Origin of the sequence: Mesorhizobium sp. M2A.F.Ca.ET.046.03.2.1 (genome assembly GCF_003952425.1) — a bacterium.
Lineage (GTDB): Bacteria > Pseudomonadota > Alphaproteobacteria > Rhizobiales > Rhizobiaceae > Mesorhizobium.
Map to the genome: position 1 here is coordinate 2,869,980 of NZ_CP034449.1, position 25,604 is coordinate 2,895,583.

Sequence of the window (25,604 nt, forward strand, 5' to 3'; positions counted from 1 at the left end):
GGATCGGATGGCAGGACATAGCGGATCGAGACGGGTGATCTACGCCGCGCTTGCCGGCAATCTGGCGATCGCGGTCACCAAATTCGTGGCGGCAGCCTTCACCGGTTCGTCCGCCATGCTGTCGGAAGGTGTGCATTCGTTGGTCGACACCGGCAATGGCACGCTGCTCCTTTACGGCATGCATCGCGCCGCGCGGCCGCCCGATCACACCCATCCGCTCGGTCACGGGCGCGAGCTCTATTTCTGGAGTTTCATCGTCGCGCTTCTGGTTTTCGCGCTTGGCGCCGGCGTTTCCTTCTATGAGGGCATCATCCACATCATGGCGCCCGAACCGGTCGTCAACGCCAAGGTCAACTATATCGTGCTCGGCCTTTCGTTCTTGTTCGAGGGCAGCTCGTGGCTGGTGGCGCTGAGGGAGTTCCGCCGGCAGAAGGGCCGACAGGGCTGGTTCGAGGCCGTGCAGTCGAGCAAGGATCCGAGCGTCTACACCGTGTTGTTCGAGGACAGCGCCGCGCTGCTTGGCCTCGTCGTCGCCTTCGCCGGCATCCTGTCAGCGCAACTCCTGGAAAGGCCGGAGCTCGACGGCGTCGGTTCTCTTGGCATCGCCCTCATCCTTGGCGCCACAGCGATTTTTCTGGCGCGTGAGAGCAAGGGCCTGCTGCTCGGCGAACCTGCGTCGCCCGAGGTCCAGAAGAAGGTTCTGGCGATCGTCCAGCAGGATCCGGCCGTCCAGCAGGCGAACGGCATATTAAGCGTCCATGTCGGCCCGGAGGAGATCGTCGCGGGCTTGAGCATCGAATTCGAGGATCACCTCACCGCGCCGGAGATTGAAGCCTGCGTCGAGCGCCTGGAGGCAAGGCTCAAGAAGGAAATGCCGCAAATCTCCAGGCTCTTCGTCAAGCCGCAGGCGACTGGCACATGGGAGCGGCGGCGCAAGGCCATGGCCGAGGCTTCGGACGATAGTTAGGTTGAACGCAGCGAAGTTTGTGAGGAGCATAGTCTATGAAGATCGACGGCGGATGCCATTGCGGCGCGATCACCTATGAGGCGGAGGTCGACCCGGAAAAGACCTCGATCTGCCACTGCACCGACTGCCAGCAACTGACCGGCACGGCATTCCGCGTCACCGTTCCGGCACCGGAAAGCGACTACAAGATCATCAAGGGCGCGCCGAAGATCTACATCAAGGTCGTGGCAAGCGGCGCCAGGCGCGCCCAGGCCTTTTGCGCCGACTGCGGCTCGCATCTTTATGCAACGTCTGTCGGCGACGGTCCGAAGGTCTATGGCATCAGGGTCGGGACCGCCAGGCAGCGTCAGGACCTGGTTCCCAGACAACAGAAATGGCACCGCTCGGCGTTGCATTGGCTGCCGGAATTCGAGGGCATGACGACTCTCGAAGAGCAGTAGGCTATTCGCCGTCCTCGACGACCCTGAGCCTCAACTGGCCCGTCTTGGAGTCCGCCACACGCGCGCCGCCTTCGGCCTTCGCCGGGCGCGGCGCCTCGGTCTCGCCCTCGGCGAATTCCAGCGCCTCGATCTTCTGGCCGCGCTTGGTGACCTTCGACGTCGAGACCAGAATGTCGTCGATGTCCTTGGCCGCTTGGCCGAAATGCGTCTGCAGCCGGCGCACCCGCTCGTCGACCCTGGCCACATCCTCCATCAGCCGGATGACCTCGCCCTGGATCAGATGCGCCTGCTCGCGCATGCGGGCGTCCTTGAGGATCGCTTGGATAACCTGGATCGACAGCATCAATAGCGACGGCGAGACGATGACGACGCGGGCGCGGTGCGCCTTCTGCACCACCGCCTCGAAATTCTCGTGGATTTCCGCGAACACCGATTCCGAAGGCACGAACATGAAGGCGGTGTCCTGCGTCTCGCCCTGGATCAGGTATTTTTCCGCGATATCGCGGATATGCACCTCGATGTCGCGCCGAAAGGCCTGCGCCGCCACCTTCTGCATGTCGGCGCCCTCGGCGGCGCGGATGGCGTTCCACGCTTCCAGCGGGAACTTGGCGTCGATGGCCAGCATCGGCGCGCCGTTGGGCATTCGCACCAGGCAGTCTGGCCGGCTGCCATTGCTGAGGCTGGCCTGGAACTCATAGGCGCCGTGCGGCAGCCCGTCGGCGACGATCGCTTCCATCCGCGATTGGCCGAAGGCTCCGCGCGTCTGCTTGTTGGAGAGGATCGCCTGCAGCTGCACGACCTGCCCGGCAAGCGACTGGATATTGCCCTGCGCGGTGTCAATCACCGCCAGCCGCTCCTGCAGCTTGGCCAGGCTTTCATGCGTCGACTTGGTCTGCTCGGCCATGGTCTGGCCGATGCGGCCGGTCATGGCGTCGAGCCGCTGCCCGAGCGATTGCGTAAGCTCCGCCTGCCTGGCGCCGAAGACGTCGGCGATCGCGCCCATGCGCCCCTGCATCTCGGCCTGCGCCTGCATGATGTCGGCCATCCGCGCCTCGGTGTCACGGGCATGGTCGGCCGCTTCCGCCGCGGCGACCGCGCGCGCCTTGGCGGAGCGCCACAGGGCGATGACGAGCGCGGCGAACAGCACGACGAATAGGACAGCGACGATACCAAGCGCCTGTCCGAGCGTGACCGTGGTGGCGCCGAGCCGCGCGACCGGCTGCGAAAGGATGGAGGTCATGTCGTTCATGTGCGCAGCATAACCGATTCGCATCGCCGGAACAGATCAAAACGTGAACAGGGAAAAGCTGCCCCCGTTGACGCTTCTCCAGTGAAGTCTTAGGTGAGACGCCATGTCGATCAAGCCGCTCATCATCCTTCCCGATCCCGTCCTGCGCCAGGTTTCCAAGCCGGTCGAGCGCGTCGATGCCGATTTGCGCAAGCTCGCCGACGACATGCTGGAGACCATGTATGACGCGCCGGGCATCGGCCTTGCGGCGATCCAGATCGGCGAGCCGCGTCGGCTCCTGGTCATCGACCTCGCCAAGGAAGGCGAGGAGCCTCAGCCGCATGTCTTCATCAATCCCGAAGTGCTCGAGAGTTCCGACCAGCGTTCCGTCTATGAGGAAGGCTGCCTGTCGATTCCCGATTATTATGCCGAGGTCGAGCGCCCGGCTTCCGTGCGGGTGAAATATCTCGACCGCGAGGGCAAGCTGCAGGAGATACAGGCGGAAGGCCTGATGGCCACCTGCCTGCAGCACGAGATCGACCATCTCAACGGCGTGCTGTTCATCGACCACATCTCGAAGTTGAAGCGCGACATGGTGGTGCGCAAGTTCAAGAAGCTCGCCAAGGACAAGGCGCCGGGCAAGATGGTGGGCTGAGGGCCGTTTCGGCCGCGCGAGCACTTGAGCCTCCCGTAAGACAGGATCGCAGGACCTCATGCCGCATCGCGTCATCTTCATGGGCACGCCGGACTTTTCCGTGCCGACCTTGCGCGCCATCGCCGAAGCCGGTCACGAGATCGCGGCCGTCTACACGCAGCCGCCGCGTGCCGCCGGCCGGCGCGGGCTGGAACTGACGCCGTCGCCGGTGCAGCGCGAGGCCGAGCGGCTGGGGCTTGAAGTGCGAACGCCGACATCGCTGAAGGGCGAAGCCGAGCAGGTGTCATTCGCGGCCCTGCAGGCCGATGTCGCCGTGGTCGTCGCCTATGGATTGCTGCTGCCGAAAGCCATTCTGGACGCGCCGTGGCTCGGCTGCCTCAACGGCCATGCCTCGCTTTTGCCACGCTGGCGTGGTGCTGCTCCCATCCAGCGCGCCGTCATGGCGGGCGATGCCTTGACCGGCATGATGGTCATGAAGATGGAAGAGGGTCTGGATACCGGGCCGGTGGCTTTGGTTGAAAAAGTCGCCATCGCACCCGATATGACGGCCGGCGAATTGCATGACCGCCTGATGGTTCAGGGCGCCTCGCTGATGGTCGAGGCGCTCGCGCAGTTGGGGATAAATTGTCTGACATTTACCCCGCAGGCGGCGGAAGGGGTGACCTACGCCCGAAAGATCGATAAATCGGAGACACGCGTAGACTGGACGCGGCCTTCTGGCGAAGTCCACAATCACATTCGCGGCCTCTCGCCCTTTCCGGGCGCGTGGTGCGAGGTCGAAATTGGCGGCCGCATGGAGCGGCTGAAACTGCTTCGCTCGGCGCTCTCGGAGGGCGTCGGCGAGTCGGGAGGAATTCTCGATGACCGGCTGACGGTCGCCTGCGGATCGGGCGCGGTCAGGCTGGTCGAAGTTCAACGGGCGGGCGGAAAGCCTGCCGCCGCGCAGGAGTTCTTGCGCGGCGCCAAGATCGCAAAAGGAACGAAACTGACATGAGCATGATGTCGATACGCGCGGCGACGCCGCGGGATCGCGAGGCGATCCGCCTCGTCGAAGAACATGCCTTTGGCCAGCAGGCGGAAGCCGGGCTGGTCGATGCCCTGGTCACCGGCGGCGACGCCGTCGTCGAGCTGGTTGCCGAGGAAGACGGCCAGGTCGTCGGCCACATCCTGTTTTCCAGGCTTTACGTGCAGAGTGGCGGCAAGCGTTTCGCGGCCGTCGCCCTGGCGCCGCTGGCGGTCGAACCCTCCTTCCACGGCACCGGCATCGGCGGTGCGCTGATCCGCGAGGCGCATATCCGCCTCAAGGAAGCCGGCGAGACGCTGGCCGTTGTCCTGGGCGATCCAGTCTATTACGGCCGCTTCGGCTACACCCATGGCCGCGCCGCAAATTTCGACAGCGAGTATCAGGGCGAGGCGCTGCAGGCGCTGGCCTGGGGCGATGCGCCCGAGACCGGCAGGCTGGTCTACGCTTCCGCTTTCACCGCCTTGGCCGCCTAGGCTAAGGCAGCACAAGCTGGCATGCCGCGTTTTCGGCTCGATATCGAATATGACGGCAGCCAGTTCGCGGGCTGGCAGCATCAGGCCGACCAGCCCTCGGTGCAGCAGGCGATCGAGCAGGCGATCGAAAAGTTCTGCGGCGAAGACGTAAGAATACGGGCCGCCGGCCGCACCGATGCCGGCGTGCACGCCACCGCCCAAGTGGCGCATGTCGATCTTGCCAAAGCGTGGCCGGGCGACAAGGTGCGCGATGCGGTGAATGCCCATCTGCAGGCGGTCGGCGCGCGCGTCGCCATCCTCAAGGCGGCGGTTGTCGCCGATGATTTCGACGCGCGCTTTTCCGCCACCGGCCGCCACTATCTCTATCGCATCCTCAACCGTCGCGCGCCGCCGGCCCTGGAAAAGGGCAAGGTCTGGTGGGTGCCGAAACGGCTCGACGCCGAGGCCATGCACGAGGCGGCGAAAGTGCTGCTCGGCAAGCACGACTTCACCACCTTCCGCTCCACCCAGTGCCAGGCCGAAAGCCCGGTCCGCACGCTTGACCGCCTCGAGGTCAGCCGCGATGGCGATTTCATCGAGGTGCGCAGCTCGGCGCGCTCCTTCCTGCACAACCAGGTTCGCTCGATGGTGGGCTCCTTGCGGCGGGTCGGCGACGGCTCCTGGGGCGCGGCCGATCTCAAGGCTGCGCTCGAAGCGCGCGATCGCGCCGCCTGCGGCCAGGTAGCGCCGCCGGACGGGCTTTTTCTCGTCGGCGTCGACTATCCGGAGGCGCCCGGCAAATTCACCATCGCCGGGGACCCCGACACTTAACCCGTCGTGCTGTCCGGTATGTCGATGCCGAGCAGCGCCTGCAGGCCGAACAGGACGAGCAGCGAGGCGATGAACATGCCGACAAAGACGGCGGTGCCCACGGCGGCGCCCTTGCCGATCGACGCATTGGTCATGCGCCAGGTCAGCAGCGCCGACAGCGCGAACAGGAACAGCGAGACAAGGCTGCTGATCTCGCTGGTTGAGGGCAGGAACAGCCTGAGCAGCGCCGAGGGCAGCATCAGCCAGGCGATGATCGCCGACGCCCAGTTGGAGGCAACGACATAGTGGACGAAGCGGCCGCCGATGCCGGTGCGCGGCGCGACCAGCGCCAGCGCCACCAGCGGCAGCACCCAGGAGCCGATATCCACCGTCGCCAGCCTGATCAGCATGCCGAGGCGCCCGGCGAAGGCCTCCGGATCGCCGATCTCATTGGCGATCCCCACCCAGCCGACGATCAGCGCCGGCGCCGCCACGACGATGGCGTAGAAGGAATTCCAGAAACCGTCCGCCGAAAGGTCGAGCAGGCGCAGCCCGTCGGCCTTGCCGAACATCAGCCGCCAAGCGCCGACCAGCGAAGCATAGGTTTCGTCCGCCGATAGCATGGTCACGAAAGGCCTTTTGCGAACCAGTCTTCGATGAAACGTTCGTAGATCTGCGTCAGCGTCTCGAGGTCGGCAAGCGCGACGCGCTCGTCCACCATATGCATGGACTTGCCGACCAGCCCGAACTCGACCACAGGGCAATAATCCTTGATGAAGCGCGCGTCCGACGTGCCGCCGGAGGTGGAGAGCGCCGGCGTCCTGCCGACCACCGTCTTGACGGAGCTGCTCAGCGTATCGATCAGCCTGTCGTCGCGGGTGAGGAAGACATGGCTCGGCCGGTCGCGCCAGACAAGCTCGTAGTCGACCGGCGTCTTCTTGCCCGGTCGGTATTTCTTGCGGCCGGCCGCCTGGTCGAGCCGGTTGTGGATCTCGGCTTGTATCGTCTGCGCGTCCCATGTGTCGTTGAAGCGGATGTTGAACGTCGCCGTCGCCTTGGCCGGGATGACGTTGGTCGCCGGATTGCCGACGTCGATCGACGTCACTTCGAGATTGGTCGGCTGGAAATCCTTGGTTCCCTTGTCGAATACGGGATGGAGCAGCGCGTCGACCAGGCTCATCAGCCCGCGCACCGGATTGTCGGCAAGCTGCGGATAGGCGGCATGGCCCTGGCGTCCGTTGACGGTCACGGTACCAGACAGCGAGCCGCGCCGCCCGATCTTGATCATGTCGCCCAGCGCATCCGGATTGGTCGGCTCGCCGACGATCGAGGCGTCCCACTTCTCGCCCTTGGCCGCCGCCCAGTCGAGCAGCTTGGTGGTGCCGTTGATCGCCGGCCCTTCCTCGTCGCCGGTGATGAGCAGCGAGACCGAGCCTTTCGGCCCGCCGTTTTTCTCCACGTGGCGAGCCACCGCGGCGATGAAGCAGGCGATGCCGCCCTTCATGTCGACGGCGCCTCGGCCATACATCTCGCCTTTGGCGATTTCGGCGGCGAAGGGCGGATGCGTCCATGCCGATTCGTCGCCCACCGGCACGACATCGGTATGGCCGGCAAACATGAGATGCGGGCCGTTGCCCGAGCGCCGCGCATAGAGGTTTTCGATGTCCGGCGTGCCGTCTTCCGAGAAGACTGGGCGCTCGACCGAAAAGCCAAGCGGCTTCAGCATGTCCCCCAGTGCGGCAAGAGCCCCACCTTCTGCGGGTGTGACGGACGGACAGCGGATCAGGGCGGCAAGATTCGCGGCGGGATCGGTCGGCAATGTCATGGGCAAAGCGATAGTCGAAAGCGTTTGTCGTGTCACGGTGGCAGATCATCGCCGGTGATGCCGCCGACAATATGGTTTTCATCACGTATAAATGCATGTCGCCCGGACGTTTGCAGCAGTTCTGGGAGAACGACAGGACATCATGGCAAGTCGGGAGCCAAGCGAGGACAAATTCATGGCCAGCGAAACAAGCACCATCGCGATAGCCGGCGCCGGCAGCATCGGCTGCTATGTCGGCGGCTGCCTGGCGCTCGCCGGGCGCAAGGTCGTCTTCCTAGGCCGCGGCCGCGTCGTCGAGGCCATGCGAGAAAGCGGGTTGCGCGTCAGCGATCTTGATGGCCGCGACCGCCGCATCGAAGCGCAGGCGATTTCGGCGACCGTCGATCCGGCGATCGCACTGGCGGACGCCGATGTCATCCTGGTGACGGTGAAGAGCGGCGCGACCGGGGAGATGGTGAAGCTGATCGCCGCCCACGGGCGTCCGGATGCCGTGGTGGTCAGCCTGCAGAACGGCGTCGACAATGCCAACCGGCTGCGTGACGGGCTCCCCGGACGGCGGGTGCTGACCGGCATGGTGATGTTCAACGTCGTGCAGTCGGCGGACGGCGAGCTGCCGTTCCGCATCCATCGCGCCAGCCAGGGCGAGGTAATGATCGACGACGGCGTCGATGGCCTTGCCGAGCTGCTCGATGTCGACGGGCTTGCCGTCGAGGCGCGCGCCGACATGAAGGCGGTGCAGTGGAGCAAATTGCTGATGAACCTCAACAATGCTCTGGTGGCGCTCTCCGACCTGCCGCTGGAAAGCCAACTGGCCGACCGGAGCTGGCGCGTGATCCTGGCCGCCCAGGTCGACGAGGCGCTTGCCGCGATGAGGGCGGCGGGGATAGCGCCGGCGCGCATCACCGGCCTGCCGCCGGCGCTGCTGCCGAAAGTGCTGCGGCTGCCCGACTGGCTGTTCGGCCTCCTGGCGCGCCGCATGCTGGCGATCGGCCCTCAGGCGCGTTCGTCGATGTGGGACGATCTCAAACGCGGCCGTCCGACCGAGATCGACGAATTGCAGGGCGCGGTCATTCGCCTGGCCAGGCAGGCCGGCATCCCGGCGCCGATGAACGAACGGGTCGCGGCTCTGGTGCGTCAGGCCGAAGCGGAAAAGCGCGGTCCCCCCGGCCTCGGGCCGGACGCGGTCAGCGCAATTCCAGGAAAAGTGTGAGCGGTTTTCCGTCCGGAATTGCGCAAAAACAAACGGATAGAGCGGTTCGCCGTTTCCTTGAAACGGTGAACCGCTCTAGCGGCGGCCTTCGATCAGCGTGATCTTCTGCCAGATCTTGCGCGACAGGTTGGAGCTCAGGTTCTCGATGTCGTTGACCCCGTCGATGACGACATCGTCATTGACCGACTGCGCGAACAGCGCCGCCACCTTGCCGGCGATCGACAGCATCTCCGAGCAATAGTCGAGATAGCGCGCAAGGTCCGCGGCGTTGGTCATGCGGGCGGGCGAGTGCGCGGTCGGCTTGAAATCGGCCGACAGCGCCGCCGGGTCCTTGGTCAGCTGATGCATGTCGATGACATGGATCAGCGAGCGCAGCCCGTGCAACTGGCGGAAGACTTTCTTGCGCTTGATGCGCTCCTCGGTGCGGACCAGCGCCAGCAGCCCGAGCGCGGCCAGGATGACGGTGTTGATCGTCGCTTCGATGCCTTGCATCGACTGTACGGCGTCGTCGGCGCCCGAAATGCGGTCGAGCGGCAGGATCGTGCCGACGAACAGGAACACCGCCACGCCGGCGATGAAGGCCGCGATGATGACGCCGCGCAGCCACCAGATCGGCGTCTCCAGTTCCCTGGCCGCCTTGGCGAGGTCCCGCGACAGCGACACCAGCTCGGCGGCGACGCCGCGCAGGCCGGCATCCGGAAAACGCTCGCCGATCCGCCCCTCCAGCCTTTCGGCCGTCTCGATGATCAGTTGCGGATCGAGCGCGCGGTAGCGCATGACAGCCTCACGAATCGGCCGGCGCGTTGGTGCGCCTGCCGTAACGGTTCGGTCCGGGATCGCTGCGGAAACAGGAGAGGATGATGAGCAGGATGGGACCGATGATGAGCGAGATCAGCGCAAAATAGGTCGGCTTGCCGAAATCGTGGAAGCGCTTTGCCGTCACCGCGAAGGTGGCCCAGGCCGAGATCAAGAGCACGCCCCAGCAGATCATGGCCCAGTTCTGGCTGGCGGTGGTGTTCAACTCCACCCGCGCGAACTGGTAGAACGGGAAAAACTGAACGAGCACCAGCAAAACTCCGGCCAGCGCATAGGCGACCGGGCTCAGCCGCCCCGAAAGGCTGAAGAACAGCCAGAGGAATTGCGATCTTTCAGACAACCGCGTCCGCTCCGTCAAAGCATGTCTCCCGAAGTGGGAACCGGTTTCGGGACAAAGACATGCGCAAGATCAAAACCTAAAGCGCAGGGAGCGAATCTGAAAGATCGCGACGCGCTTTAGGAAGGATCAATCGCGCAGCAATTCGTTGATCGAGGTCTTCGAACGCGTCTTGGCGTCGACGCGCTTGACGATGACGGCGCAGTAGAGGCTCGGGCCCGGCTCGTTGTTCGGGAAATTCTTGCCCGGCATCGAGCCGGCGACCACCACCGAGTTGGGCGGCACCTCACCGTAGAAGACCTCGCCGGTGGCCCGGTCGACGATCTTGGTCGACTGGCCGATGAACACGCCCATGCCGAGCACCGAGCCTTCGCGCACGATGCAGCCTTCCACCACTTCGGAGCGCGCGCCGATGAAGCAATTGTCCTCGATGATGGTCGGGCCGGCCTGCATCGGCTCCAGCACGCCGCCGATGCCGACGCCGCCGGAAAGATGCACGTTCTTGCCGATCTGGGCGCAGGAGCCGACCGAGGCCCAGGTGTCGACCATGGTGCCCGTATCGACATAGGCCCCGACATTGACGAAAGACGGCATCAGCACCGCGCCCGGCGCGACATAGGCCGAGCGGCGCACGATCGAGGACGGCACGGCGCGGAAGCCGGCCTTCTCGAAATCGACGGCGCTCCAGCCGTCGAACTTGGACGGCACCTTGTCCCACCACACCGCCTGGCCGGGGCCGCCCTTGATGATCTCCATCGGGTTCAGCCGGAAGGAGAGCAGCACCGCCTTCTTCAGCCACTGGTTGACGTGCCACGTGCCGTCGTCCCGCCGCTCCGCGACGCGGGCGACACCGCGGTCGAGCAGGTCGAGCGCGGACTGGATGGCGTCGCGCGTCTCGCCGCGCGTGGCGGTCGAAATCGTGTCGCGCTCCTCGAAGGCCTTCTCGATAGTCGTTTCGAGGCTCGCCAGATCGGGCTTCGACATGATTTCGCTCCATTACCAAGCTGTTAAGGGGCTGAGCCTTAACCTGTTTAAAAGTCGCGCGGACCCTATGTTAAGGCTGAATGGGGGTCAATCGCGCCAGCGTCACGGGACGGCGCAAGTAAGGAATTGGACGGGTGGATTCGATGACTCCCATGGAAAAGGCGGGGTGGACGCCGCTGCCGCATTCGGACGAGGACCTGGAGCGCGCGAAAAGCGTGCCGGATACCCCGCAGACACGTGCCGAAACCTACCGGCTGGCCTGGAACGATCCGGACTTCATGACGCGGCGCGAATTGCGCGCCGTGCGGCTGCAGCTGGAGCTCTTGAAGCCGGAAATGATCCTGGCCGAACGCGGCATCCGCTCGACGGTGATCCTGTTCGGCGGCGCCCGCCTGCCCGAGCCGGGCGGCGAAGCCTGGGCTGCGAAGAACGAGACGCAGAAGAAGAACCTCGAGGCGAACAGCAAATATTACGAGGAAGCGCGCAAATTCGCCCGTCTGTGCTCGCAGCAATCGGCCACCTCCTATTATCGTGAATATGTCGTCGTCACCGGCGGCGGCCCTGGCGTCATGGAAGCGGGCAACCGCGGCGCCGACGATGTCGGCGCGCCGTCGATCGGCTTGAACATCGTGCTGCCGCACGAGCAGGCGCCCAACGCCTATGTCACGCCGGAGCTCTGCTTCAACTTCCACTATTTCGCCATCCGCAAGATGCATTTCGTCATGCGCGCCAAGGCGGTTGCCGTGTTCCCGGGCGGCTTCGGCACGATGGACGAGTTCTTCGAGACGCTGACCCTGATCCAGACCGGGCGCATGGAGCGCGTGCCGGTGATCCTGTTCGGCAAGGCCTTCTGGCGAAGGGTGATCGACCTCGATTTCCTTGCCGAGCAGGGCACGATCTCGCCCGGCGATCAGGATATCATCGATTTCGTCGACACCGCCGAGGAAGCGTGGGAAATCATCCGACGCTTCTACAAGTTGGGGGAGTAGGAACTGATGAATTGAAGAACTAAACAATTGAAGAACGACTCGGACTCCCTTTTTCGTCAATTCTTCAATTCTCCAATTCCTCTACTCGGGGATCCATCCCGGCCATGCCGGCTCACACCGGCAACTCGGCCAGCCAGCCATTCGAGTGCGCGAAGCGCACAATGGCCGCCCGCGAGCGGAGCTCGAGCTTCTCGGACGCCCTTGTGCGATAGGTTTCGATCGTCTTGATGCTGAGGTTGAGTCGGGACGAGATTTCCTTGTTGCTGTAGCCGAGCGCCACCAGCTGGATCACCGACCGCTCCCGTTGGCTGAGATTGCCCGGATCGCCCTGCGGGGCGCTGCGCGGGCTCAATATGCGCGCCGCGAGTGCGGGATCGACATAATTGTCGCCGGCCAGCACGCATCGGATGGCCTGCAGCAGGTCCGTCGCGGTCGAGCGCTTGACCACGAAGCCGCGGCCACCCGCCGCAAGCACCTGGCGCAGGCAGCCGGGGTCCTCATGCGCTGTCAATGCTATGCAGCTGACCTCGGGAAAGCGCTCGCCGAGCCTTTCGATCAGCACGACCCCGCTGTCGCCGGGAAGCGATATATCGACCACGGCGATATCGGGCAGCGTCTTGCCGATCCCTTCAAGGGCATCCTCGGCATTCCCGGCCAGGCCGACGACCGTCAGATCGTCCTGGCTGTTGATCATCGCCCCGACCCCCGACAGCATGATCGGGTGGTCGTCGACCAGAAATATCCGCCTGCAGCGCACCTTTAACCTCCATCAGTCGTGAAGAGCCCTTCCTCCGGAAGAGGCCTCTTGTCCTTGATGGTCTAGGCAACAGCCCCGCATGGCGCGGGACGCCCGTCTGTATCGGCAAGCCCTGAGGCGGCCGTAGCGGGTAAAGCTATCCCCCCGCCTAACCCATGCGGCGCGGATTGTAAGCCGCAGCTAATGTCCGGGATGTGCGGCGCTTCACGTAGACGAGTTTAGGAAAGGAACGTCGCGTTGTGCTGTCCGAACCCGTGCAAAACCAGACACTTGGCAAAACGCGACGAACAGGCCCGAAGCCGACGCAACCATTTCCCCACCAATCAGACTGTCCTTGGAAGGCGCAGCCCTTTCCCCCACTATTCAATGTGCCAACGGCACATCCGCATAAACGGCAGTTCCTTTCATCGTGGCGCTTTCGACCGTCAGTTCACCACCGACCAGCGCCAGCCGCTCCCGCATTCCGGCAAGTCCCAGATGGCCCGGACCGGGGTCGGCGCGGCCGTCAAAGCCGCGGCCATCATCCTCGATTGTCAGGCGCATCCGATCGTCCTGAATATGGGCCGTTACGCTTACCCGGCTCGGCAGGGCATGCTTGCCGATATTGGTGATCGCCTCCTGCGCGACACGATAAAGCGTGAGCGCGGTCTCTGCGGGCAGCGGGTTCGAAAGGGCGTCGAGATCCATCTCGCATGGAATGCCGAGCTGGCTGCAAAGCATTGTCGTCAGATCCTCGACCGAAGCGCGCAGGCCGAGACGATTAAGGTCGGCGGGCCGCAGGTTCCAGGCAGCGTCATGCACCTTGGCGCTGAGCCGGTCGATAAGCATCGCGGCGCGCTCGAGACGGCCGTCCATCTCCTGCGTGCCGGCACGTACGTTGTGCAACTCCAGCGCGACACTGGCCAGCATCTGGCCGAGGTCGTCATGCAGCTCCCGCGACAGGCGCAGGCGCTGCTCTTCCTGCACGGCGATCAAGCGCCGCGCAAGCCTGCGGCGCAGGGCCCTATCGTCCTTACCTGTGGTCATACCCGCCCACATCAACCTTTCTCTTCCCATTGCCGTCGCGAGGATCGCAAGCCACCCGCGGGTCGGCGAGAAAAGGCATGAATGTTTGCGCAGTATACACCCGCCAGATGCCTTTATGCCTGTCAGTTTTTTCCTGATTGCTTCAACTTTTCCTGACATGGGGATCAGCAGAAAAACCGACAACCTCCGCTGATCAGCCCGAATGTATCGCCGCTATTTCTGCGTGCATCCTTCAAGCGTCCTCCCGGTCATCTTGAACTGCCCGGGAAGCTCAACGCAACGAAGGAGAACGTCATGAGATCATCCTGGCCGCGGCCGTACTGTCGGCTCTGACCGGTACGGCATCCGCGCTTTCGATCGGCAGCGGCAATGGCAACGGCAACGGCAATGTCGGCGTCGGCAACGGCAACGGCAACGGCAACGCCAATACCGGCGCCTACAACGGCAACTTCAACGGCAACGGCAACTTCGGGTTCGGCAACGGCAACGGGAACGGCAACGGCAACTGGGGCGCCTTCAACGGCAACTACAACGGCAATCTGAATGCCGGCGTCGCGAACGGCAACGGCAACGGCAACGGCAATTTCGGCCTCGGCAACGGCAACGTGAACGGCAACGGGAACTGGGGCCTCGGAAACGGCAATGCCAACGGCAACGGCAACTGGGGCGCCGGCAACAACGGCAACGGAAACGGCAACGCCAACCACTAGCGCCGACCAACCGCCAGCGTCGCCAAGTCGACGCTGACGCCTCTGGGATCGCCGAGCCACGCGCCCGTCCCCCGCGCAAAGGCTATCGCGACATGTCGCCGGCGGTCCCAGTCCTTTTCGAAGAATGGTCCTTTTCGAAACGGGGGCCAATTTCGAAAGCCCAATTTCAAGCTTAGCCATGGAAGGAGCTCGCAGATGAAACGCTACGTCATACCGGCGCTATGCCTGGGGTTGTTGAGTGCAACCGCGGCGAAGGCCGACACCACGACGGGCAGCCAGGCCTTCGGCATGTCGGCTGTCCAGGCGGCGGTCGGCAAATACGGCCAGGCCATCGGCTCGGACGTCAGGAGCATGAATCCGCTCGGTAACTTCGGCGGCAATCTCGGCTACAAGAACAGCGGCACCGGCAATGTCGGCGCCTTCAACAGCGGTACCGGCAATGTCGGCGCGTTCAACGGCAACAACAACACCTCGGCGACGAGCGGCAACGGCAACATCGGCTCCTTCAACGGCAACGGCAACACCGGCGAATACAACGGCAACAGCAACATCGGCGCCGGCAATGGCAACTTCAACGGCGGATCGTTCAACGGCAACGGCAATGTCGGCGCCTTCAATGGCAACTTCAACGGCCGGGGGAACCGCTGATGACCGGCCTGAAATCATCCGGGCCCGCCCGGCCCCGCGAGCGTCGGGTGGCGGCGAGGCTGCTTGGTGGCAACGGCCTCGCGCTCGGCACCCTGCTTGCCGCGTTGCTTGCCGCCGATGCCTCGACCCTGGTCAGGATTGCCGATCTTCCAATCGGCGCCGGTGTCGCCAACGGCCTTGGCAACACCGGAAATTTCAATGGCCTTGGCAATACCGGACATTTTAACGGCAATGGGAATGCCGGCAACTTCAACGGCAACGGCAACAGCGGCAATTTCAACGGCAACGGCAATGCCGGGAGCTTCAGCGGCAATTTCAATGGCGGCAGCTTCAACGGCAACGCCAATTGCGGCAACGGCCACGGCAACGGCTACGCGTCCGACGGCAACGGTACGGGAGCAGCCGGCAATCCGGACCTCTGCCGGTTCTTGAAGGAGCTGAACGGCCGGCTGGGACTGCCGCCCGGCACGATTCCGGATTTCGATTAGGTTCCGCAGTCCGCGCCAATAGTGCTCGCGCCGGGACAGCGTATAGGCAATCCGAAGTTGGTCAGGCCACCACGTCGACGATCGCGGTCAGGAAGCCGGCGAGATCGTCGGTGACGAAATCGACGTCGTCATCATTCGCCGGGTCGCGTTCCCAGATTTCCGAGAAGGTCGGTTCGAAATTGCGCGGCACCACCAGCACGGTCGTCATGCCGAGCGATTTCGGCACGGCCAGATTGCGCGCCAGATCCTCGAACATCACCGCATTGTGCCCGGTCACCGAGTGCAGTTCGGCGAAGCGTTCATAGGTCTGGCGCTCCGGCTTGGGATTGAGCCCCGCCGCGACGATGTCGAAGATGGCGTCGAAATGCTCCAATATGCCGAGCTGGCGCGCGGTGCGCTCGGCATGCCTGCGGTCGCCATTGGTGAAGATGAATTTGCGCCCCGGAAGCTGGCGGATCGCCGCGCCCAGCACCGGATCCGGCACCAGTCGCGAATAGTCGATATCGTGCACCTTCTCGAGGAAATCGTCGGGATCGATGCCGTGCCGCTTCATCAGCCCGTTCAGCGTCGTGCCATATTCCAGGTAGAGTTCCTTCTGCAGCTTGCGCGCGTCGTCGCGCGAAAGCGTCAGCAGCTCGCCGACATAGGCGGTCATCTTCACATCGATCTGCGCGAACAGGTTCGAGTGATGCGGATAAAGCGTGTTGTCGAGGTCGAACACCCAGTCCGTGACATGGGCAAAGCGGGCGGGATCGGGTGTCATTGTCATGGCTTCTTATGGCATGCCGGCGCTGAAGTTATCCACAACTTATGCGCGTCACGGTATGTGAAAATGGCGTCTCGCTTCAAATTTTAAAAGTTCCGGAAAGGTCGCCTTCAGCGCTTGCTGGCACAGAGGCTATCCCTTGGGAGCAAGTGATGAGCCGCATATTTCTAAAGGCCGCTACCGTAGCATTCGCTTCGGTCGCCGTCTCGCTGTTGTTGACGCTGATTGTGGTTCCGGCAATCGGCTTCCCGATGAGCCGCACGATCTGGCTGGCATCGACGCTATGCCCGCTCGTGCTCGCCTGGGCCGCCAGCGCGGGCAGCTTCTGGCACAGCGACCGGTTGCAGAACGCGCATCGCGAACTTGCCCGCGCCCACGCGCAACTCGCCGCGGCGCACAGGCGCCTCTCCGAAAAGGCAAGCCGCGACGACATGACCGGCATGCTCAATCGCGAAACCTTCTTTGCCGCGCTCGATGGGTCGCGGCGCAAGAGCGATCGTGGCGCGCTGCTCATTATCGACGCCGATCACTTCAAGAGGATCAATGACAGCTACGGTCATCTGACGGGGGACGAAGCGCTGCTTCTGATCGCCGGCGCCATCGAGCGTGGTGTGCGCAACGGCGACGTGCTCGGCCGCATCGGCGGCGAGGAGTTCGCGGCTTTCCTGGTCGGCGCCGGCGAGCGTGAGGCCAAGCATGTCGCCGAACGCATCCGTCGCGAGGTCGAGCTGATCCGTTTCCGCCCTACCGACGGGCGCACCGTGCCGCTCACGGTCTCGATCGGCGGCATAAGCTGCGGCGAAGGTGCAACCGTTTCCGATTTGATGCGCGCGGCCGACCGCAGGCTCTACGAGGCGAAGAACCGCGGCCGCAACCTTTCGATACTCGACCGCGAGCTTCCCGAAGCGGCTTGAGGCCCCTCGCGGGCGTCATGCATGTCGCCCAAAAGTGCGAAGCGGTTTTGGGGCAACGACATCGAAACAAAACTCAAAAGCCCGGCGCCTGAACCGCTCCAATGCGACGCGCTTTAGGAAAACCCTAACCATGTCCATATTCAACCGCGCTAAACTTCCGGGTGTAACGCCGTCTTCACCCGGGTTTGGCACGGAGTTTGGCCTCCTCGGCGGCATGTGTGCCGTTCAGGAACGGCATGCGTGGATCGAGCCCCCTATCGAAAGACGTATCATGAGCAGGTTCATAAGAAAAATATCGCGCCGCGTGATCCTGCAGGCCTTGATCACGTTGCCGGCACTGTCGCTGTTCCGCAACCCACCGGCCCCCGCCAACCCTGACGAGATCGACCGTGATGAAATCGTCGAGATCAACGGATGGATCCTGCGGCGGAGCGACCTCGCATGATCTTCGACAGCTACGAAGCCTATAAGCAGGCCGGCTTCAAACCCAGGGCCTGCATCCTCGGCTCCGGGCCGGCCGGCACCACGATCGCCAGGAAGCTGGGCGCCGCCGGCATCCCGGTCGTCGTCCTGGAGGCGGGCTCGCGCGAGTTCAGCGACGAGTCGCAGGATTTCTACCGCGGTAAGACGGTTGGCGATTTCTACTTCGACCTCGACATCACTAGGCTGCGCTTCATGGGCGGCTCGTCCAATCACTGGGCCGGCTGGTGCCGCGTGCTCGACAGCCAAGACTTCGAGCCCAAGGCCTGGGCGCCGGACACCGGCTGGCCGATCAGCCGCGCCGATGTTGAGCCCTAATCTGAAGGAAGTCCACGACATCCTCGAGCTTCCCGACTTCCGGCCCGACGTGCCGGTTTCGGACGACATACGCTGGGTGCAATTGATCAAGAGTCCTGCGGTTCGCTTCGGCGAGAAATTCGCCGACGAGCTCGACCGGAGCAAGAACATCGCCGTCGTGCTCAACACCTATGCGACCGAGCATATCGGCGACGGCAAGCGCGTCACCGGCGCGAAGCTGTGGTCGAACGGCCAGGACGCCGGCACTTTCAGCGCGGACTATTTCGTCACCTGCACCGGTGGGCTGGAAAACTCGCGGCTGCTGTTGTGGTCGAATGAGCGTTCGAATGGCGGCGTGGTGCCCAACGCGGCGGCGCTCGGCCGCTACTGGATGGAGCATCCGACCTTCGAGGGCGGCAACGCCATTCTCGCCAGCTATTCGGAGTTCGAGGTCGACGCCTCGAACGAAGCCTTCTTCTCGCCGACGCTTGCCGCGATGGAGCGGCTGCAGATCATGAATTTCGGCATCCGCCTGATCGAGAGCCCCTATCCCAATGTCAAGAAGTTGATCGCCGACCTCGCCTGCACCGCGCCGAACATGGCGGAGTGGATGTCTTCGCAACTGGACCAGAGGCTGCGTTGCGCCGCCCAGCTCTATGTCGCCTGGGAGCAGGCGCCACTCGCTTCGAACCAGATCGAGCTGTCGAAGACCGACGTCGATCACGCCGGCGTTCCGCGCATCGAACTGCACTGGAAGAAGTCGCCGCTCGAGCGCCGCACCCTGCTCGAGGGGCTGAAGCTCTTCGGCACGACGCTGGCGCAGAAGAATCTCGGCCGCGTCCGCATCGACGACTGGATCAGCAACGGCGGCGATTACCCGACCAACGAGGAGACCGCCGGCCACCATCATATGGGCGGCACCCGCATGGGCACCGATGTCTTGAAGAGTGTCGTCGACGTCAATTGCAAAGTGCACGGCATGGACAATCTCTATGTCGGCGCCTCATCGGTGTTCTGCACGTCGGGCCAGTGCAACCTACGACGACCATCACCGCGCTCGCCTGCCGCTTGGGCGAGCACCTCGGCAAGCTGATCGCCGTCTGATCTCCGAAACGCCGGCGGCGCCGGCGCCTGGTGTGGCAACCGGCGCCGCCTGGGCGCTTTTGGCGAAATTGCAACCGCGTTCAAAGGCCGTAGACGGCAATGCGCACCAGCACGGCCGCGGCGGCCAGCGCCACCAGCCGGCGTTGCCGTCATGCGCTGGCAGGACGCCACCCAGGCTTATGACGAGGCGGTGGGCGCGCGGCTGGGCCTGATCGCGGCCGAGCGGCATTGTCTGGGCCTGCTCTATGCTGGACCGCAATCGGCGGGCGCCGTGGCGGCGGCGACCGGACTGACGCCGGCCGCCGTCACTGCATTGATCGACCGGCTGGAGGCGCGCGGCTACGTCACCCGGGCCCGCAGCCTCGAGGACAGGCGCAAGGTGGTGATCGAGGCGACCGAGCTGACCAGGGAATTGTCGGAGCGCTATTACGGCACGATCGCGCGCGAGGGGGAGAAGGTGGTGGCGAGCTTCAGCAATGCGGAGCTCGCGACCGTCCTGCGCTTCATCAATGCCGCGCTGGACCTGCAGAGCGAGCAGTTGGCCAGGATCAAGGCCGAGCCCAATAAGGCTTAGACATCCGCAAGACAAAGCGGCTCAGCTGCCTCTCGGCAACTGAACCGCCCTGAATGTCGGTTGGGCGAAAACCGACCTCAGAACAATTCCAGGAAAAGCGCTGCCCAGTTTTCCGTCCGGAGTTGCGTAAAAAGCTCAGACCATCGACGGGTCGAGCGCCGGCCGGCCTTTGAACCGCGCCACGATGCCGGCAAGGTCTCCATTAGCGAAGGCATCGCGCAGCGCATCGAAGGACGGCAGCACGAAATAGGCGCGCTGAAACTTGTCGATCTCGTAGCCGGTGCGCATCACCGTCTCGAGGTCGAACCGCACATGGTGGGCGTCCTTGCTCTCGACCGCGAATTGCAGCTCGGTGAAGGACGACATCAAGCCGGCGCCGAACGCCTTCACGGGCTGGCCGGGTTCCTGGATGAGGCCGTATTCGGCGCTGTACCAGTAAAGCCTGGTGATCATCTCGTCGCCGCCGAGCGCGATCATGTCCTCCGCCTTCTCACCATACATCTGCATGAAATCGGCAAACACCGGCTGGGTCAGGATCGGCACATGGCCGAAGAAATCGTGGAACATGTCCGGTTCGACGATATAGTCGAGCTCCTTCTTCGTCCGCAGCCAGTTGGTGACCGGGAAGCGCCGGTTGGCGAGATGGTCGAAGAAGGGGCCGGCCGGAATGAGGCCGGGCACAGCGACGATCTCCCAACCGGTCAGCTTGCTGAGCTTTTCGCTCACCGCGTCGAAATCGGGAATCCTGTCGAGCAGCCCGAGCGCGGCGACGCCGTCCAGATAGGAACGGTGCGCGAGCTTCTGGGTAAGCTTCGTCTGGCGGTCGCACAGCGTGCGCCACACCGCCTGTTCCTCGGCGGAGTAGTCGTAGCCTTGCGCCACCGTGAAATCGCCGCGGCAGACCGAATAGTCGCCGCGAAGGCCCTGCGCCGCGCATTCGGCGGCGTAATCGGCAACGCTGATCGTCATCGTTTCCTCCTCTCAGATCGTGATCCGTGGATCGTGAAGCGGAGTTTAGAGGCGGCTGATGAGGCAAATCAGCCTTGTTTGTAGCTTGCCGGCGGATATTGAGGTAAAATCACTCCAATCAACGAGAGATCGACAAGACATGCCTCAGTTCGACGAATTTGAGATAAGGATGCTCGACATCCTGCAGCGCGACGGCCGCAAGCCCGTATCGGAGCTGGCGCAGGAGATCGGACTGTCGACAACGCCTTGCGCGCGCCGCTTCGAGGCCTTGCAGGAAACCGGGATCATAAAGGGTTTTGCCGCCGTGCTCAGCCGCCGCGCCGTCGGCCTGACCGTCGAGGTGTTCATCCAGGTGCGGCTGGTCAGCCACAGCGACGGCTCACCTGAGAGCTTCATCGCGGCTGTGCAGCGTATGGACGAGGTGTCGTCCTGCTGGACGATGACCGGCGACCACGATTTCCTGCTGCATGTCATGGTGCCGTCGGTGGACGATTTGAACGCCTTCGTCATGCACCGGCTGATGCGGTTGCCCGGCGTGCGCGACGTCCACACGCAACTGGTGTTGCAGAACATCAAGGGCCCCGGCCATGTGCCGCTCAGCCATCTGCGGAAATAACCGTTCACCGGGGCGAATTTTTCCGGAAAAGCTGCGTGGAAACTGCTGAACCGCGCCAAGGTGGCTTCGTCATCGGCAATTAGCACAAGCGGACCAACATGGAGGTCCGCCTTGAACACCGTGCTGATCAACCCGCCGCATACCGCAATCGGCAGCCGCGTGCCCGACGACCATCTGCCGCCGCTCGGGCTGCTGGCGATCGGCGGCCCGCTGATCGATTCCGGCCACCAGGTTCGCCTCGTCGATGCCGAGTTTGGGCCGATGTCGCTTGCGGTGCTGGTCGATGATGCTCTGTGTGGCGATCCGGATCTCATCCTGATCGGCCATTCCGGCTCGACCTCGGCGCATCCGACCGCCTTGAAGATTGCCGAAATGATCAAGGCGCGCGCTCCGGGCGTCATCGTCATCTATGGCGGCGTGTTTCCGACCTATCACTGGCGCGACATCCTGACCGCGACCGATGTCTTCGACTTCATCGTGCGCGGCGAGGGCGAGGCGACCGCGACGGCGCTGGTCGAGGCAATCGAGATGCGCCAGCCGGTGGGAAGTGTCGCCGGCATCGCCTATCGCGACGATCTCGGCCGCCCGGTCGCGACGCAGGCGGCAATGACCATTGCCGACCTCGATGCCTGGCGCGTCGGCTGGGAGCTGATCGATCATCGCCGCTATTCCTATTGGGGCGGCAAGCGCGCGGTGGTCATGCAGTTCTCGCGCGGTTGCCCGCATCTGTGCAACTATTGCGGCCAGCGCGGCTTCTGGACCCGCTGGCGCCATCGCGACCCGGTCAAATTCGCCAGGGAGATCGCCTGGCTGCATCGCGAGCACGGCGTCGAGCTGGTGAATCTGGCGGATGAGAATCCGACCTCCTCGAAGAAGGCCTGGCGCGCCTTTTTGCACGCCATGATCGCCGAGAACGTGCCGGTGCTGATCGTCGGCTCGACCCGCGCCGACGACATCGTGCGCGACGCCGATATCCTCCACCTTTACCGCAAGGCCGGTGTCATCCGCTGGCTGCTCGGCATGGAAAACACCGACGAAGAAACGCTGTCGTTGATCCGCAAGGGTGGCAGCACCAAGTCGGACCGCGAAGCGATCCGGCTGCTTCGCCGGCACGGGATATTGTCGATGGCGACCTGGGTGGCCGGCTTCGAGGACGAGACCTTGCGCGATCTCTGGCGCGGCTTCCGCCAGCTCATCGCCTATGATCCCGACCAGATCCAGGCGCTCTATGTCACGCCGCACCGCTGGACGCCGTTCTTCCGCATCGCTGCCGATCGCAAGGTGATCCAGAAGGACGTGCGCCTCTGGGATTACAAGCACCAGGTGCTGGCGATGACCCGGCTGAGACCGTGGATGCTGTTCTTCGCCGTCAAGCTCATCGAGGTCGCCGTGCAGTCGCGGCCGAAGGCGATGGCGCGCATCCTCTTCCACCCCGATCCGGGGCAGCGGCATTCGATGCGCTGGTACACCAAGATGGGCCGCCGCGTCTGGTTCCGCGAGGTGTGGGGTTTTCTCGCCCGTGATCGCCGGGTCACGGACGGCCCGACGCTCGCCGAATTCTGGGGCGCGCCGCAGGACGCCGAGGAGGAATCAATGATCGTCCGGCGTCCGGTGAGAAAGCCGGCCGCAATTATCGAAGACCAGAGAAGATTAGCTGGCTAAAGGCAAGTTCACCGTTTGCAGAAACAACGAACTCGCGCGCTCTTTACGGAACGATCAGCGTGCCGGCGCCGTGCTCGGTGAAGAGCTCCAGCAGCACCGAATGCGGCGTCTTGCCGTTGAGGATGACGACGCCCTCGACGCCGCGTTCGATCGCCTCGATGCAGGTCTCGACCTTCGGGATCATGCCGCCGGACACTGTGCCGTCCTTGATCAGCGCCTTGGCTTCGGCGACCGTCAGCTCGTCGATCAGCTTCTTGTTCTTGTCGAGCACGCCCGGCACGTCGGTGAGAAACAAGAGGCGCGAGGCGCGGCAGGCGCCGGCAATGGCGCCTGCAAACGTGCGGCGAGTCGCGGCGGGCCGACCGGCCAGCACGGATCATTCCGAGCGCGCGAAGGTCGAGCAGCGTGCGGTCGACCTCGACCGGCTCGCCGACGAAGCCGAGATCCAGCACTCGCTCGATGTTGGAATCGGGGTCGATCATGGTCTTGCGCGCCTTTTCGGCGAACACCATGTTGCCGTCCTTGCCGCAAAGCCCGATCGCCCACTCGCCCTCGGCGTTGATCAGCGCCACGATCTCCTTGTTGATCGAGCCGGCCAGCACCATCTCGACGATCTCGACCGTCTTCTGGTCGGTGACGCGCAGCCCGCCCTCGAACTTGGATTCGATGCCCATCTTGGTCAGCATCGCCCCGATCTGCGGCCCGCCGCCATGCACGACGATCGGGTTGACGCCGGACTGTTTCAAGAGCGCGATGTCGCGGGCGAAGGCCTTGCCGAGCTCATGGTCGCCCATGGCATGGCCGCCATATTTCACCACCACTGTCTTGTTCTCGTAGCGCTGCATGTAAGGCAGCGCGCGCGAGAGCAGCGCGGCCTGCATTTCGGCGTTGGCGGCGACGTCCGTCATCGGTATCGATCCCAGCTGAGCATGTCTCCCGAAAGTGGGTTCCGGTTTCGGGATGAAGACATGCTTGAACATCAAGTCTTGATTGGCGGCCTCTTAGCGGGAATTGCCGCGAGCCGCAAACGGCTTTGCGGTCACAATGATGAAATCTGCCAATTCCCCGGCGCAGGGATTTTGACCGTTCGGCTATGTCTGCGTTGGCAGGCGGCATGCGGTTGAGATTGGCCGAAACGCCTAACCCAGTCGTCATCCACGGGCGGAGCAAGGAGCGTAGCGACGCGCGCAGACCCGAGGATCCATTCCGTGACATGCGGGCGCTGCTGCGGTGCAGAATTCTGTTCCGCTGCACTCTTCGATCAGGGTCACGGAATGGATTCCAGGGTCTCCGAGACGCCGCTGCGCGGCTGCTCCGCCCTGGAATGACGAGGTTGGAAGGTTTCAGCCGATCTCCAGCTAGCGACACCCCGATTCGTGAGATGCGTCGGGCCGGCCCGCGCCTGCTGGTGAACGACGCTTCCGCACCCGTTGCAATTAAATCGCAATCTTCTAATTTGCCGCCATGGCGCCGCAGGACATCAGCAAGCTGATCGTCCGGACTTCGATGAAGGACCGGGCCGCGTTCGATCTGCTCTACAAGCAGACCAGCGCGAAACTTTTCGGTGTCTGCCTGCGTGTCTTGAGGGACAGGGGAGATGCGGAAGAAGCGCTGCAGGAGGTCTTCGTCAAGATATGGACGAAGGCGGACCGCTTCGCGGTTTCCGATCTGAGCCCGATTTCCTGGCTGGTGGCCATCGCGCGCAACCATGCGATCGATCGCATCCGGGCGCGGCGCGGTCCTTCCGCCAACATCGACGCGGTCCTCGACGTCGCCGATCCGGCACCGGGACCCGAGGCGATGGCTGTGGCGGGCGGCGAGGCCGTACGCATCCACCATTGCCTCGACGAACTTGAAGAAGACCGGGCGGCGGCCGTCCGGGGCGCCTATTTGAACGGCGAAAGCTATGCCGAGCTGGCGGAGCGCTTCAAGGTTCCGCTGAACACGATGCGGACCTGGCTGCGGCGAAGCCTGCTCAAACTGAGGGAATGCCTGGAAAGATGACACTGGCGGAAGACAACGGACCGGAACGCGGAGGCGACGACCTGCTCGCCGCCGAATACGTTCTCGGCGTTCTGCCAGCCGACGAACGGCAGATCGCGTCCCGCCGCATCGACACCGAGACGGCGTTCGCCCGCCTGGTCGATGCCTGGGAGGTCCATTTCGCGCCGATGGCCGCCGCCTATGCCGCGGTCGAGCCGCCGGCGTCGGTCAAGGTGGCGATCGACCGGCGCCTCTTCGCGTCGACGGCTTCCACATCCGGCGCGCCCATTGGCAGCCTGTGGACAAGCCTTGCCTTCTGGCGCGGCCTCGCCGTCGCGGCCATTGCCGCCCTCGCTGTCTATGCCGCCCTGCCTTACGTCAATCCGCCGGTTCAGCCGCCCGGAACCAGGCTGGTCGCGTCGCTGGCCGCCGACAACAGCAACGTCAAATACCTCGCCGTCTATGACGCCGCCCGCCATGAGGTCGGCCTGTCGCTGGTCTCCGGCGATCACGCCGCCGGCAAGGACTTCGAGCTGTGGATGATCGAAGGCAAGAACGCGCCGGTCTCGATGGGCGTTATCCCCACCGGCCAGACCGCGCGCATGGCCGTTACCCCGGCTGTCCAGCAGAAGCTGGCGCAGGGCGCCGTGCTCGCCGTCAGCCTCGAGCCTTCGGGCGGTTCGCCGACCGGCCAGCCGACCGGCCCTGTCGTCGCCGCGGGTGACCTGAAGGGCATCTGATCCCCGCTTCGGCATAATCACGCCTATAAAGACCAATCGCAGTTTATCCTATTTCTGCCGAAGGCAGGGAAAGTCTGCCGACGTCATGAGCGGCGCGGATCAAATAAACCGCATGAAGAAAAAATCTTGCGAC

At 64.0% G+C, this 25,604-nt stretch carries 28 protein-coding genes and 2 pseudogenes; 18 read left to right on the plus strand and 12 right to left on the minus strand.

Features of this window, described 5'->3' with window-relative positions:
- Positions 1–7 precede the first annotated feature (7 nt).
- Both EJ072_RS13650 and EJ072_RS13655 read left to right on the plus strand, forming a co-directional pair.
- Positions 8–967 (plus strand): cation diffusion facilitator family transporter, encoded by a 960-nt coding sequence (locus EJ072_RS13650; RefSeq protein ID WP_126080155.1) that lies wholly within the window; start codon positions 8–10, stop codon positions 965–967.
- Positions 968–1,002: 35 nt separating this feature from the next.
- Complete coding sequence (locus EJ072_RS13655; protein WP_126080156.1) at positions 1,003–1,407, plus strand: GFA family protein; 405 nt, start codon at positions 1,003–1,005, stop codon at positions 1,405–1,407.
- Between the two features lies 1 nt (position 1,408).
- On the opposite strand, the gene EJ072_RS13660 is transcribed toward EJ072_RS13655, so the two are convergent.
- Positions 1,409–2,656, minus strand: coding sequence for a DNA recombination protein RmuC (locus tag EJ072_RS13660; protein WP_126080157.1), 1,248 nt, complete (start codon positions 2,654–2,656; stop codon positions 1,409–1,411).
- 103 nt (positions 2,657–2,759) lie between these two features.
- On the opposite strand from EJ072_RS13660, the gene def reads away from it, so the two are divergent.
- From def to truA, 4 genes are read left to right on the plus strand one after another with little or no spacing between them, the layout of a single operon-like run.
- Positions 2,760–3,290: a peptide deformylase gene (def, locus tag EJ072_RS13665; RefSeq protein WP_126080158.1), complete on the plus strand. Its 531-nt coding sequence runs from the start codon at positions 2,760–2,762 to the stop codon at positions 3,288–3,290.
- Between the two features lie 58 nt (positions 3,291–3,348).
- Positions 3,349–4,284 carry a methionyl-tRNA formyltransferase gene (fmt, locus tag EJ072_RS13670; RefSeq protein WP_126080159.1) on the plus strand — a complete coding sequence of 312 codons (936 nt, stop codon included), beginning with the start codon at positions 3,349–3,351 and terminating at the stop codon, positions 4,282–4,284.
- A complete protein-coding gene (locus EJ072_RS13675) occupies positions 4,281–4,787 on the plus strand; it encodes an N-acetyltransferase (RefSeq protein ID WP_126080160.1) in 507 nt (168 codons plus the stop codon). The genes fmt and EJ072_RS13675 overlap by 4 nt, the downstream gene beginning before the upstream one ends.
- Positions 4,788–4,808: 21 nt before the next feature.
- Positions 4,809–5,597, plus strand: a complete 789-nt coding sequence (gene truA, locus EJ072_RS13680; protein ID WP_126080161.1) for a tRNA pseudouridine(38-40) synthase TruA — start codon at positions 4,809–4,811, stop codon at positions 5,595–5,597.
- On the opposite strand, the gene EJ072_RS13685 is transcribed toward truA, so the two are convergent.
- Together EJ072_RS13685 and dapE are read right to left on the minus strand one after the other, a co-directional pair.
- Positions 5,594–6,199: a transporter gene (locus EJ072_RS13685; RefSeq protein ID WP_126083621.1), complete on the minus strand. Its 606-nt coding sequence runs from the start codon at positions 6,197–6,199 to the stop codon at positions 5,594–5,596. The genes truA and EJ072_RS13685 overlap by 4 nt on opposite strands.
- A gap of 2 nt (positions 6,200–6,201) precedes the next feature.
- Positions 6,202–7,401 carry a succinyl-diaminopimelate desuccinylase gene (gene dapE, locus EJ072_RS13690; protein WP_126080162.1) on the minus strand — a complete coding sequence of 400 codons (1,200 nt, stop codon included), beginning with the start codon at positions 7,399–7,401 and terminating at the stop codon, positions 6,202–6,204.
- 175 nt (positions 7,402–7,576) lie between these two features.
- Here dapE and EJ072_RS13695 point away from each other — a divergent pair, with 175 nt between their 5' ends.
- Positions 7,577–8,611, plus strand: coding sequence for a 2-dehydropantoate 2-reductase (locus tag EJ072_RS13695; protein WP_126080163.1), 1,035 nt, complete (start codon positions 7,577–7,579; stop codon positions 8,609–8,611).
- 75 nt (positions 8,612–8,686) lie between these two features.
- Here the strand turns inward: EJ072_RS13695 and EJ072_RS13700 are convergent, their stop codons facing one another.
- The 3 genes from EJ072_RS13700 to dapD form a co-directional block, all read right to left on the minus strand.
- On the minus strand, positions 8,687–9,388 hold the full coding sequence (locus EJ072_RS13700) for a hypothetical protein (RefSeq protein WP_126080164.1): 702 nt from the start codon (positions 9,386–9,388) through the stop codon (positions 8,687–8,689).
- 7 nt (positions 9,389–9,395) lie between these two features.
- A complete protein-coding gene (locus EJ072_RS13705; protein ID WP_189341914.1) occupies positions 9,396–9,767 on the minus strand; it encodes a DUF805 domain-containing protein in 372 nt (123 codons plus the stop codon).
- Positions 9,768–9,893: 126 nt separating this feature from the next.
- On the minus strand, positions 9,894–10,748 hold the full coding sequence (gene dapD / locus EJ072_RS13710; protein ID WP_126080166.1) for a 2,3,4,5-tetrahydropyridine-2,6-dicarboxylate N-succinyltransferase: 855 nt from the start codon (positions 10,746–10,748) through the stop codon (positions 9,894–9,896).
- Between the two features lie 143 nt (positions 10,749–10,891).
- On the opposite strand from dapD, the gene EJ072_RS13715 reads away from it, so the two are divergent.
- Positions 10,892–11,737: an LOG family protein gene (locus tag EJ072_RS13715; protein WP_126080167.1), complete on the plus strand. Its 846-nt coding sequence runs from the start codon at positions 10,892–10,894 to the stop codon at positions 11,735–11,737.
- A 112-nt stretch (positions 11,738–11,849) separates the two neighbouring features.
- Here the strand turns inward: EJ072_RS13715 and EJ072_RS13720 are convergent, their stop codons facing one another.
- The 3 genes from EJ072_RS13720 to EJ072_RS37290 form a co-directional block, all read right to left on the minus strand.
- Positions 11,850–12,494 (minus strand): response regulator transcription factor, encoded by a 645-nt coding sequence (locus EJ072_RS13720; protein ID WP_245463435.1) that lies wholly within the window; start codon positions 12,492–12,494, stop codon positions 11,850–11,852.
- A 363-nt stretch (positions 12,495–12,857) separates the two neighbouring features.
- Complete coding sequence (locus EJ072_RS13725; protein WP_245467361.1) at positions 12,858–13,460, minus strand: sensor histidine kinase; 603 nt, start codon at positions 13,458–13,460, stop codon at positions 12,858–12,860.
- Between the two features lie 308 nt (positions 13,461–13,768).
- Complete coding sequence (locus tag EJ072_RS37290; protein ID WP_189343302.1) at positions 13,769–14,227, minus strand: hypothetical protein; 459 nt, start codon at positions 14,225–14,227, stop codon at positions 13,769–13,771.
- A gap of 198 nt (positions 14,228–14,425) precedes the next feature.
- Here EJ072_RS37290 and EJ072_RS13735 point away from each other — a divergent pair, with 198 nt between their 5' ends.
- Complete coding sequence (locus EJ072_RS13735; RefSeq protein WP_126080169.1) at positions 14,426–14,878, plus strand: hypothetical protein; 453 nt, start codon at positions 14,426–14,428, stop codon at positions 14,876–14,878.
- Positions 14,878–15,366 carry a hypothetical protein gene (locus EJ072_RS13740; protein ID WP_126080170.1) on the plus strand — a complete coding sequence of 163 codons (489 nt, stop codon included), beginning with the start codon at positions 14,878–14,880 and terminating at the stop codon, positions 15,364–15,366. The genes EJ072_RS13735 and EJ072_RS13740 overlap by 1 nt, the downstream gene beginning before the upstream one ends.
- A gap of 61 nt (positions 15,367–15,427) precedes the next feature.
- On the opposite strand, the gene EJ072_RS13745 is transcribed toward EJ072_RS13740, so the two are convergent.
- Positions 15,428–16,135, minus strand: a complete 708-nt coding sequence (locus EJ072_RS13745) for a pyrimidine 5'-nucleotidase (RefSeq protein WP_126063409.1) — start codon at positions 16,133–16,135, stop codon at positions 15,428–15,430.
- 149 nt (positions 16,136–16,284) lie between these two features.
- On the opposite strand from EJ072_RS13745, the gene EJ072_RS13750 reads away from it, so the two are divergent.
- From EJ072_RS13750 to EJ072_RS13765, 4 genes and pseudogenes are all read left to right on the plus strand, one after another.
- Positions 16,285–17,046 carry a GGDEF domain-containing protein gene (locus EJ072_RS13750; protein WP_126080171.1) on the plus strand — a complete coding sequence of 254 codons (762 nt, stop codon included), beginning with the start codon at positions 16,285–16,287 and terminating at the stop codon, positions 17,044–17,046.
- Positions 17,047–17,176: 130 nt separating this feature from the next.
- Positions 17,177–17,491: a hypothetical protein gene (locus EJ072_RS13755; RefSeq protein ID WP_126080172.1), complete on the plus strand. Its 315-nt coding sequence runs from the start codon at positions 17,177–17,179 to the stop codon at positions 17,489–17,491.
- Positions 17,488–18,927 (plus strand): annotated as a pseudogene (locus tag EJ072_RS13760) (GMC family oxidoreductase). The gene EJ072_RS13755 and the pseudogene EJ072_RS13760 overlap by 4 nt, the downstream one beginning before the upstream one ends.
- A 151-nt stretch (positions 18,928–19,078) precedes the next feature.
- On the plus strand, positions 19,079–19,501 hold the full coding sequence (locus EJ072_RS13765) for a MarR family transcriptional regulator (protein WP_126080173.1): 423 nt from the start codon (positions 19,079–19,081) through the stop codon (positions 19,499–19,501).
- 135 nt (positions 19,502–19,636) lie between these two features.
- Here EJ072_RS13765 and phhA read toward each other — a convergent pair whose 3' ends face one another.
- Positions 19,637–20,470: a phenylalanine 4-monooxygenase gene (phhA, locus tag EJ072_RS13770; RefSeq protein ID WP_126080174.1), complete on the minus strand. Its 834-nt coding sequence runs from the start codon at positions 20,468–20,470 to the stop codon at positions 19,637–19,639.
- Positions 20,471–20,609: 139 nt separating this feature from the next.
- Between phhA and EJ072_RS13775 the strand changes: the two genes are divergently transcribed.
- Entirely contained in the window at positions 20,610–21,086 is a 477-nt protein-coding gene (locus EJ072_RS13775; RefSeq protein WP_126080175.1) for an Lrp/AsnC family transcriptional regulator, read from the plus strand.
- Positions 21,087–21,197: 111 nt separating this feature from the next.
- Positions 21,198–22,748, plus strand: a complete 1,551-nt coding sequence (gene bchE / locus EJ072_RS13780; protein ID WP_126080176.1) for a magnesium-protoporphyrin IX monomethyl ester anaerobic oxidative cyclase — start codon at positions 21,198–21,200, stop codon at positions 22,746–22,748.
- A 43-nt stretch (positions 22,749–22,791) separates the two neighbouring features.
- On the opposite strand, the pseudogene argB reads toward bchE, so the two are convergent.
- Positions 22,792–23,656, minus strand: a pseudogene (gene argB / locus EJ072_RS13785) (acetylglutamate kinase).
- Between the two features lie 556 nt (positions 23,657–24,212).
- On the opposite strand from argB, the gene EJ072_RS13790 reads away from it, so the two are divergent.
- Positions 24,213–24,752, plus strand: coding sequence for a sigma-70 family RNA polymerase sigma factor (locus EJ072_RS13790; protein WP_126080177.1), 540 nt, complete (start codon positions 24,213–24,215; stop codon positions 24,750–24,752).
- Positions 24,749–25,471 (plus strand): anti-sigma factor, encoded by a 723-nt coding sequence (locus tag EJ072_RS13795; protein ID WP_126080178.1) that lies wholly within the window; start codon positions 24,749–24,751, stop codon positions 25,469–25,471. Before EJ072_RS13790 ends, EJ072_RS13795 begins: the two co-directional genes overlap by 4 nt.
- Positions 25,472–25,604: the final 133 nt, after the last annotated feature.